This is a genomic window from Photorhabdus sp. CRCIA-P01 (genome assembly GCF_003545805.1).
In the GTDB taxonomy this organism is placed as follows: Bacteria; Pseudomonadota; Gammaproteobacteria; order Enterobacterales; family Enterobacteriaceae; genus Photorhabdus; species Photorhabdus antumapuensis.
This window is the reverse complement of sequence record NZ_NMQR01000123.1, coordinates 1-2,803: the sequence shown is the minus strand read 5'-3', so window position 1 is coordinate 2,803 and position 2,803 is coordinate 1. Positions and strand designations below refer to the sequence as shown.

The 2,803-nt window shown below is 55.6% G+C and carries 3 protein-coding genes; all 3 read left to right on the top strand.

The annotated features are described in order from the left end of the window. Positions 1-1,311 (top strand): DUF2345 domain-containing protein (locus D3222_RS24055; RefSeq protein ID WP_157975437.1); only part of this gene is annotated, 1,311 nt, incomplete at its 5' end. Positions 1,312-1,321: 10 nt separating this feature from the next. Next, complete coding sequence (locus D3222_RS24050) at positions 1,322-2,365, top strand: DUF4123 domain-containing protein (protein WP_118988304.1); 1,044 nt, start codon at positions 1,322-1,324, stop codon at positions 2,363-2,365. Further along, a partial coding sequence (locus D3222_RS24045; RefSeq protein WP_304598687.1) for a T6SS effector BTH_I2691 family protein occupies positions 2,308-2,803 on the top strand: 496 nt, incomplete at its 3' end. The genes D3222_RS24050 and D3222_RS24045, both read left to right, overlap by 58 nt.

Genomic DNA, 2,803 nt, shown 5'->3' with positions numbered 1-2,803 from the left:
CGGCGTGACAGCAACTATCTGGTCAGTTTCAGTGGCATTCCCTACAGCGAAATCCTGAGCTACCGGCCGGCACTGCGGGAACGACCGGTGATATCCGGCACGGTGCCGGCGCGGGTGACCAGCGACTGGCCGAACGACACCTACAGCCATATCGATAAAATGGGCCGTTACCGCGTCAAGTTTGATTTTGATTTGGATGAGTGGCCGCTGGGAGGCGAAAGCCTGTGGGTGCGTTTAGCCCGCCCGTATGCCGGYAACACCTACGGTTTCCACTGGCCGCTGCTCCAGGGAACCGAAGTGGCGATCGCGTTTGAACAGGGTAACCCGGACCGGCCCTATATCGCCCATGCGTTGCATGACTCGCGGCATGAAGATCATGTAACCCGCTACAACTACAGACGCAACGTGTTGCGCACGCCGGCCAACAACAAACTGCGGATGGACGATGATCGCGGCAAAGAGCACATCAAACTGAGCACCGAATATGGGGGTAAAAGCCAGCTCAATCTGGGCCATCTGGTGGATGGACAGCGACCGCATCCCAACAAGCGCGGTGAAGGGTTTGAGTTGCGCACTGACGACTGGGGAGCGATCCGGGCCGGGAAGGGGTTGTTTATCAGCGCGGATCAGCAGGTTAAAGCGTCGGGWCAGCAACGGGATATGCAAAGGGCGTTGTCTGAGCTGGAGGCTGCAATTCAGACCGCGGCGGGGTTGCGTCATGCCGCTGAGGCGGCGAAAGCGGAACTGGCGGATATCGAAACCCAGACTGCATTGATGAATGACACCCTCAAAGATCTGCAACAACGCGCTCTGTTACTTTCCGCGCCGTCAGGCATTGCTCAGGTGACCCCGGGCAGTTTGCAACTTTCTGCTGGTGAAAACCTGATCACCACCGTGGGTCGGGATGCGGATATGAGCATCACCAAGAAATTCCGGCTGGCGGTGGGGAATGGTTTGAGTTTGTTCACCCGAACGTTGGGTATGAAGCTACTGGCGGCTTCCGGCAAGGTAGAGATTCAGGCACAGACTGACGCGGTGGAGGTGTTGGCGCAACAGGCGCTGACGCTGGCAAGTCAGCAAGATCGCGTGACCGTTTCCGCGAAAACGGAACTGCGTCTGGAGTGCGGGGGAGCTTATATCTCGCTGAAAGACGGGCATATTTCSTTTGCCAGCCCGAAAAATGCCCGATTCCAGTGTGACATTTTGCAGAAAACAGGCCCCGCCAGTCAGAGTTCAAATCTGACCTTGCCTGAGCGTTGTGCGTCAACGGCAGAGCGGATGATGGGTAATCAAGAAGGTGTAACGAAATGAGGCGTAGATAATGACAGAAGCAAAGACTCAAATGACGGTAGATTATGATTTTTCTCCCGAGGCTGAAACCAGACAGCAGACCGGTTTGTTGGCTGATTTGTGTACAGYATTCACTCAGCATGACGACCACGGTTTCTTACTGGTTGACCCGGCGGTTTTTCTCAATAACCGACAGGAAGAGCGATTACCGGCGGCCATCCTGAATCATCAGCCGGCGGCGATACCGACGCAGATAAAGCATCACCATTTCGAATCCCGCTATTCTCCCTGGYTGGTGCTGCTGGATCTCAATCGGTCTGAGGATGCCGAATTGCTGGCGTTGAGCGTTACGCAGGCGTTGCAGGAAACGGACCCGGCAGAGTTGATTGCCGGGCGTGGGCGAATGGTGTGTGGTTGGCTGTTCAGTGCTAGCCCGGCCTCTGCGATTGCACGCCATATCAGTAYGATGGCGGTGCAGTCCGTGTCATTTCAACCGCAGGTCATGCTGCGCTTTTATGACCCGGCGGTCAATAATGCCTTTTGGCCGGTGCTGGATAACTGGCAACGTTCGCGTTTGTTAGGGCCGTTAACCGACTGGTATCTGATTGACGGCGACGGCCAGTTACTGCATCGGGACAATGCCCGGTCTGCAAAAGAGCTGTACACCTTTTCACTGTCATTGACAGCGGCACAGGTGGCGGAAATGGTCTGGTCGGGGCCGATGAACCGGGCACTGCGCCGATATCGTCAGGCGCACCGCAATCAGTTACGCCGGACGGAACTGGGATCTCTGCATATTATGCTGACCTTATTGCGTCGGGTAACTGCACGCTGCGCCTTTAATGTTGCACAAGACCTGGAAACCTGTGCATTGCATGGTCTGCTTTACCATCCGGAGATAGATTTACACCCCCGGATACAGTCGTTGTTATCCCATGAAGGCGGCGATAGCGCTGAAGGTTATGCCGAGCGTACCGTCAGACTGACAGCAGAAGCATGGTCAGCACTGGCTCGTGAATGCAGTCATGCCAATCCCGCCATTATTCCCTCAAAAAACCAGGAGATGTTGAGATGAATCAATCATTTTGTTGGACGTGTGAGTCCACCGGGCCGGCGYTGTTGCCGGTGCGTTATACCGTGGTGCCCGATAATGTTTCGGAAATCTTGCCGGCGTGGGCGGAAACGCCAGAACCCTCGGCACCGGGCTATCATTATGCGCTGCGTGCCTTACGGCAGGGTTTTTTGTATGTCTATTATGCTAATGCCGGATTAGATGAACCGGAGAGTTGGGAGGCTTGGAGCGTCAGCGAGGATGGCGCACTGTGGCAACAGTTTAGTGCGCCTTTTGGTGTCTCTCCCAAGAAAACCTCGGATTGCCGTGCGCCGACCCATCTGAGTGCCAATATGGAATTTATTGCGTTAAGGGATATCGCCTTGCGTCAGGAGACCTGGCTGGCTTTCACGCCCTCGGCGTGGAGCTGGGAGACCATCGAGTATTATCACAACAACCGCG